The sequence below is a fragment of the Neptunomonas sp. genome, assembly GCF_041601355.1.
Taxonomy (GTDB): Bacteria; Pseudomonadota; Gammaproteobacteria; order Pseudomonadales; family Balneatricaceae; genus Neptunomonas.
The window spans coordinates 1-6,564 of sequence record NZ_JBFIIH010000170.1; the positions used below are offsets into that span (position 1 = coordinate 1).

Consider the following 6,564-nt stretch of genomic DNA (forward strand, 5'->3'; position numbering starts at 1 on the left):
GGTTCCTGTTAGTTAATTCTCGTCTTCACAAAGCTGCCGGGTGCCGGTTCCAGAATTGGGTAGTCTTTATTGCCGACGGCTTTGGGTGCGTCAACCTGTTTGCCGGCGCGTTTTTTCAGCCAGGGAGCCCAGTGGTTCCACCAGGTACCCTGGACGTCTTTGGCGGTTTCCAGCCAGTGATCGTGGCCTTGGCCGGTTTCACCATTAATCCAGTGATTGCGGCGGTTCTTGGAGGCGGGGTTAATGACGCCGGCCACGTGGCCGCTGCCACCCAGTACGAATTCGACGTTGGGGATGATATCGGTGGCGGCGAAGGTGCTTTTCCACGGTGCGATGTGGTCGTCAATGCAGGACAGGAAGTAGCAGGGGGCAGTGATTTTACCGAGGTTGATTTTTTCACCGCAGATGGTCAGGCAATCGGGCTTGATCAGGTTGTTCTGCTGGTACATGTTAGTCAGGTAGTAGTTGTACATGTCCGCTGGCAGGCTGGTCGGGTCGCTGTTCCAGTAAAGAATGTCGAAGGGTGCCGGAGATTTACCCTTAAGGTAGCTGTTGACCACGTTGGACCAGATCAGGTCATTGGAGCGCAGCAAGTTGAACACGTTGGACAGGTTTTTGCCGTCCAGCACACCGGCAGCGTTGACGTCCCCCAGAATAGATTCCGGATCGTCCAAGAATACCCCAATTTCACCCGGATCTTCAAAATCTGTGAGCGTAGTAAGGAAAGTAGCGGAGCTGATTGTGTTGTCTTTGCGTGCGGCGAGGACCGCCATGGCACTCGCAGTGATAGTGCCGCCCACACACCAGGCAACACAGTTGACCCGCTTGCTACCGCTAACCGCTTTGACAACTTCCAGGGCCTTCAATACACCGCTTTCTACGTAGTTATCCCAGGACAGATGGCGCTGCTCCGGGGTGGCATTAACCCAGGATATCAGGAATACAGTGTTGCCCTGATCTACGGCGTATTTGACGAAAGAGTTATGAGCCTGCAGATCCAGAATATAAAACTTGTTGATACACGGCGGAATGATCAGTAGCGGCCGTTCGGCGACGGTGTCCGTAGCCGGGCTGTACTGGATCAGTTGCATGAGTTCGTTTTCGAAAATGACAGAGCCTGGTGTGGTAGCTATATTTTCGCCGAGGCTAAAGGCCGTTTCATCGGTCATGCTGATGCGGCCTTTTTCCATATCTTTTATCAGGTTCTGCATGCCGTCCATCAGGCTCTGGCCCTTGGTATCAATGGCTGTCTGGAGGGCTTCGGGGTTAGTGGCGATGAAGTTGCTGGGGGCAAGCGCATCAATATACTGCTGGGTGTAAAAATCCAGCTGCTTTTGTTTCTTCGGATCCAGATTGGCGTTGCTGGCCGTTTGCTGCATCATGTGCGAGGCCATTAAATAGGACTCTTTGATGTAGTTAAAAATCGGATTTTCACTCCACTCCTGGGAATTAAAACGGCGATCTCCCGCGGCAGGCTTGGTGGCTTTCTCAGAAGAAGTGCCGAGTAATCCCGCCCAGAGTCCCAACTGGTTTTTCTGGTAGTCACTGATGGCCTTCATCACGTCATCGGGGTTTTGCGGGGTCTTTAACATCTGGCCCCAGGCCTCGTTGAGTTTCACCCAGTCATTCTCACCGGAGCTGGCCTTGCCGCCGAACATCTCCATTAATTTTTGAGTTTCTGTGGTCATAGCAGTCAGAAAATCTTGGGTTACCTTGTCATAGTTTTTATTATCCATTCGCTGATCTCCGATATCGACTGAAAAAGCGGGCCGGCCAGTAGCTGCGCCAAGTGTACGATATAATATACCAAGCTATCAGATGCTTTGTAATACGACGTTTTCATCTGGCTTTTGAATGGGTTCAGAGTAGATTTGTTGTCTGTGGTATGGAGGCGCTAACGCGTTGGCGGTTCGATCATCCGCTAATTCAATGGCCCTGTAAGAGTTTGTTGACCAGGCTATGGTTTTTTCGTAGTTGTATCCGTATTGTAAGTGTATGCGTAGCGCTGGGCGTCGTCGCCTAAAGACGGGTTATAGGGAGCTTGTATTTGAATACTGATCAATGGCTGATTACCGCCGTACTGATGCTGACGCTGCTGCTCTTTGTCTGGGGAAAATATCGCCATGACGTTGTGGCTGTTATGGCACTGGGGCTGTGTGTGCTTGCAGGCTTAGTGGCAGCTGAGGATGCTTTTGCTGGCTTTAGTCATCCGGCGGTCGTCACGGTAGCGGCGGTGCTGGTGATCTCCGATGCGTTGCGCCGTTCCGGCGTAGTGGACATGATCGTACAGAAAATACTGCCCTACACCGAAAATCCGTTAAGCCACATCCTGATTATGACCACGGTCGTTACGGTAGCATCTGCCTTTATGAATAACGTCGGGGCGCTGGCGCTGATGCTGCCTGTGGCACTGGCGACCTGCAGCAAGCATCAGCACTCGCCGGCGCTGATTCTTATGCCGCTGGCCTTTGGCAGTATTCTGGGAGGCATGACAACAGCCATAGGCACACCGCCCAATATCATCATTGCCATGATGCGAGCCGAGGTGAGCGGAGAGCCATTCAACATGTTTGATTTTTCGCCGGTGGGGGTATCCATCGCCATTATGGGCGTGCTCTTTATCACGCTGCTGGGCTGGCGCCTGATACCGGCAGCCCGCCTCAAGAGCAGCTCGCCGGAGAAGTTATTTGCCATTGATGAATACCTGACAGAAGTGATAGTGACCACAGACTCTTCAATGGTGGGTCGGCCGGTAGAGGATATCGACGGCCTGAATGACAGCAGCATCGAAGTGGTGGGAGTGGCGCACCGCCATGGCAAGACGCTATCGATACGCCCGGGGCAGCTACTCAATGCCGGCGATATTCTGATTCTGCAGGCCGACCCGTCGCACGTTCAACCTTTGCTCGACAAGAATGATCTGGAACTGGTTACCAGTGCCGATAAGAAATTTGCCGAGCTGACCCAGGGCGACCTCACTCTGGTAGAGGGGGTTATCAAGAGAGGTTCGGTGCTGGAGGGACGCGATGTGTCCTTATTACGCAGGCTCAGCGGCAGTTCTGTGGCGCTGGTCGGTCTGGCCCGGGAAGGGCAGCAGGTTCGCCGGCGATTACGGCGCGAGCAGTTTAAGGCGGGTGATATTCTGCTGTTGCAGGGCGCTGCAGATGGTGTCGATGAGCAGCTCAGTGAGCTTGGCATGCTGCCACTCGCCGAGCGGAACCTCAGCCTCGGGCAGCCGAAAAAAATTGCAATCGCGCTGGCCGTCTTTGCCATCGCCATTGCGCTGGGTGTTGCCAAGGTGCTGCCGCTTGCGATCGTATTTTGTCTTGCCGTTGTGATCTATTTGCTGCTGGATATCCTGCCGGTACGCAATCTTTATGATGCCATCGACTGGCCGGTGATCATCCTTCTGTCGGCCATGATTCCGGTGGGCTCAGCATTGCAGAGTACGGGGCTTACGCAGTTGCTGGCTACGCAGTTGTTGGCGCTGACCGAAGGTATTCCGGTGTATCTGGTTATCGGTCTGGTGCTGGTTGTCACCATGTTCCTGTCGGACATCATCAATAATGCGGCCACGGCCGTGATCATGGCACCACTGGCCTACGGTATCGCCTTGGGGCTGGGTGTCAGTCCGGATCCGTTTTTCATGGCCGTGGCTGTAGGTGCATCCTGTGCCTTTCTGACCCCGATCGGGCATCAGTCTAATACTCTGGTGATGGGGCCGGGCGGATACGCCTTCGGGGATTACTGGCGCATGGGATTGCCGCTTGAAATTATGATTGTATTGCTGGGAGTGCCGCTGATTCTGCTGGTCTGGCCGCTTTAGAATCACACCCTGAATTTCGGAATCTTCAGAAATGTGGAATTAAGTAAACTGTCCCCGTAATCACGCTTTAGAATCACACCCTGAATTTCGGAATCTTCAGAAATGTGGAATTAAGTAAACTGTCCCCGTAATCCAATAAAATGGTTGGAGACAGGTTTGGCCGCCTCCAACCTTACCATTACGATGAAATTGGAATTCGTCTGACCGCTTCTTTTTGCGTTGCCTTACGCGGTATAGTGAGTGTCAGAAGGCCGTTTTTCATGGTCGCCGTCATACCTTCTGTATCGGCATCATCCGGCAACGACAATGTTCTCTGAAACGCCCCCGAACTTCGCTCAACCCGATAATAATGTTTGTCTTTATCTTCATTTACCTCCTCTTTTTGGCCCTGAATTGTCAGCACATTACCTTGGAGATCGATATGAATGTCTTCTTCGGACAAGCCAGGAAGCTCGATCGAAATCTCGTATTCTTTGTCACCTCCTGAAACATTTAATTTAGCTCGAAAAGCGCCTAACGCAGCATTATCAAACAGCGAACTGTCTAACAGTGGAGCGTTGCGTTTTAAGGCGGGCAATGAAGTAAACCCAAATGAACGCCCCAGATCATCAAACAAGCGATCCATCTCTTGATGCAGTTGCAAAAAAGACCCTGCCGCTGAGTCCGGCACTGGCGATGCTTGGTTCTTTTTTGGCGCAGAATCGGCACTGGCTTTATTTATTGATACAGGTATTTGGCTGCCTGAGTCTTCTTCGTGTTTAAACCAGTTCCAAGGTTTTAGTTTTTCAAGATTCATTACTATAACCCTCAAAGTAAATTAATTTATTAAGCGGCATTGGCGCCCTTAGCCTCAATTTTGTCTTCAGTCTTATGCTTTTCTAATACGTAGCCATTAGTGTTAATAGCAATAGTCTTAGGCTTGATAGCTTCAGGAATTTCTTTGACCAGGTTGATAGTCAGCAAGCCATTAACCAAATCAGTACCGGTGACCTCGATATGGTCGGCCAAATTAAACTTACGCTCAAATGTCCGGTTTGCTATACCCCGATGCAAAAACTTAGTTTCATTTTTCTCTGGCTTACTGCCACGAATTGTCAGCACGCCTTTATCAACGTGTATATCGATTTTTTCTTGTGAAAAACCAGCCACAGCAAGTGTGATTGCATAGCGTTTTTCATCCAGCATTTCGATATTGTATGGGGGATAGCCGTTAGTATTTGTTTCGGTTGCTAATGCATGGTCTATCAGAGACGCTAAGCTATCGAAACCCACACTACTACGGTAAAGAGGGGTTAAATCAATTGTGTTCATAATAAAACCTCCCTAAGAAGCGAATTAAAATAACCAACAATCATGCCGGCAAAGCTTCCATTCAGGACATGCTTGCCTTAAATCTTATGTAGGGTCGCCAAATACTTTTTCAAGCGATTTACAAGAAAAATATTAAAAATCTCATCGTAGTGCTGGGTACATGAGATCGAATTGAGGATCACCAGTAGTCATCCAGAGAATAATGAAATGATGTGCTATATCACTCAGGATGAGTCCGATACCGATACTGAATAGCCAATGTGACACCGACAGTTTTGTGTGCCTGTTGGCATCAGGCGGAACCATTTTAAAGCCGGTAATGAGCAATAATAAGAATCCAATATAACCATGATGAATGCGGATTCCTGCGGTGAATTGACTAATGATGGTCGTATCGCGAGTTGATTCCAGCCCAAAGTAAAATCTGAATATAATGGTTATAATTTCAAAAAAAATGCCTAAGATGACCCCATTTAAAATAAGTTTTCGCAAAGTTTAATCCTTTATCAGATCATAGAAATCCTGTCCGCTATCAATCTCTGAAAGAGCGGTTCGCACCGTACTGGAAATCTCCTTAATTGGGTCGTTTGAGAAATAAGCATAACGGATTAGGTTCTCGGCACTTGTCTGTTTTCCTTTATAGTCGGCATAAAAGCTAAAACATAGTCCGGCTAAAAGAGTAATGGCCGGTAATTGCGCAGGACTCATTATTTTGTGAAGTTTGCTGCCATCCTTAACCAGTGTGCTGGTAACCGGAATTACGATAATGCAGATAGCAAGAAACAACGATATCCAGAAAAATACTTTATTCAAAAAAGCATAACTACTTGCTTTGATTTCGATATCTTTGGTTATTGCAAAAATCATGAGTTTTTCTTGAAGTTGCTTCTGGTCTTGCTCAGACAGCGTGTTTTTCTCAAGCGCTGGACGAAATTTACTCTGCATTTCACAGGCATCCAGTTTGGCCAGTTTATTAAGATATCTGGCACTGGTCTGGAATCCGGCATCGAGTTGAAACCGCTGTTCCACAAAGGTCGCTGGGTTGTTGCAATCAACCGTTTTCTCGATTTTGAAAACCTTGTATCCGAGTACCGCAACAATAATGACGAGGGTGATGATAATTATTATGTAAAGGTATCGATTCATTATTCGCCACCTCCTGAATGAAATGTGGTAGAGATAATACCGATGCGTAATTTCAGAATACTGCATCTGTCCTGATGATGGTATTTTTATATACGTGCTTTTCAAACTCAACGCTTCTTAGAAATGTATTCGCAGCTATTCCGTAAAACGCAATTGAGTTGACGTAAGACTTAATTGCAAAATTGTTCAGCCCATCAGTAGGTTACATCCGCCATAGTGCGAATCAGTATCTTGTCTCACAGTAAATTATGTGGATACGTTGCGTGTGGGAGAAGCCCCGA

Annotated in this window: 6 protein-coding genes; 1 reads left to right on the forward strand and 5 read right to left on the reverse strand. The window is 48.6% G+C overall.

Annotated elements, in window-relative coordinates; genetic code table 11:
* Window positions 1–8: 8 nt before the first annotated feature.
* A complete protein-coding gene (locus ABY436_RS18130; RefSeq protein ID WP_372740339.1) occupies window positions 9–1,736 on the reverse strand; it encodes a PHA/PHB synthase family protein in 1,728 nt (575 codons plus the stop codon).
* 311 nt (window positions 1,737–2,047) lie between these two features.
* Between ABY436_RS18130 and ABY436_RS18135 the strand changes: the two genes are divergently transcribed.
* Window positions 2,048–3,826 carry an SLC13 family permease gene (locus tag ABY436_RS18135; protein ID WP_372740340.1) on the forward strand — a complete coding sequence of 593 codons (1,779 nt, stop codon included), beginning with the start codon at window positions 2,048–2,050 and terminating at the stop codon, window positions 3,824–3,826.
* 178 nt (window positions 3,827–4,004) lie between these two features.
* Here ABY436_RS18135 and ABY436_RS18140 read toward each other — a convergent pair whose 3' ends face one another.
* The 4 genes from ABY436_RS18140 to ABY436_RS18155 all read right to left on the reverse strand — a co-directional run bounded on the left by ABY436_RS18140 (window position 4,005) and on the right by ABY436_RS18155 (window position 6,283).
* On the reverse strand, window positions 4,005–4,622 hold the full coding sequence (locus tag ABY436_RS18140; RefSeq protein ID WP_372740341.1) for an Hsp20/alpha crystallin family protein: 618 nt from the start codon (window positions 4,620–4,622) through the stop codon (window positions 4,005–4,007).
* Window positions 4,623–4,651: 29 nt separating this feature from the next.
* Complete coding sequence (locus tag ABY436_RS18145) at window positions 4,652–5,137, reverse strand: Hsp20 family protein (protein WP_372740342.1); 486 nt, start codon at window positions 5,135–5,137, stop codon at window positions 4,652–4,654.
* A 141-nt stretch (window positions 5,138–5,278) separates the two neighbouring features.
* A complete protein-coding gene (locus tag ABY436_RS18150) occupies window positions 5,279–5,629 on the reverse strand; it encodes a hypothetical protein (protein WP_372740343.1) in 351 nt (116 codons plus the stop codon).
* Window positions 5,630–5,632: 3 nt separating this feature from the next.
* Window positions 5,633–6,283 (reverse strand): hypothetical protein, encoded by a 651-nt coding sequence (locus ABY436_RS18155; RefSeq protein WP_372740344.1) that lies wholly within the window; start codon window positions 6,281–6,283, stop codon window positions 5,633–5,635.
* Between the last annotated feature and the right edge of the window lie 281 nt (window positions 6,284–6,564).

Bases quoted from the DNA above. Each gene is read 5' to 3' on its own strand.
- ABY436_RS18155 (WP_372740344.1), bottom strand. From the start codon at position 6,283: ATGAATCGATACCTTTACATAATAATTATCATCACCCTCGTCATTATT.
- ABY436_RS18140 (WP_372740341.1), bottom strand. From the start codon at position 4,622: ATGAATCTTGAAAAACTAAAACCTTGGAACTGGTTTAAACACGAAGAA.
- ABY436_RS18130 (WP_372740339.1), bottom strand. From the start codon at position 1,736: ATGGATAATAAAAACTATGACAAGGTAACCCAAGATTTTCTGACTGCT.
- ABY436_RS18145 (WP_372740342.1), bottom strand. From the start codon at position 5,137: ATGAACACAATTGATTTAACCCCTCTTTACCGTAGTAGTGTGGGTTTC.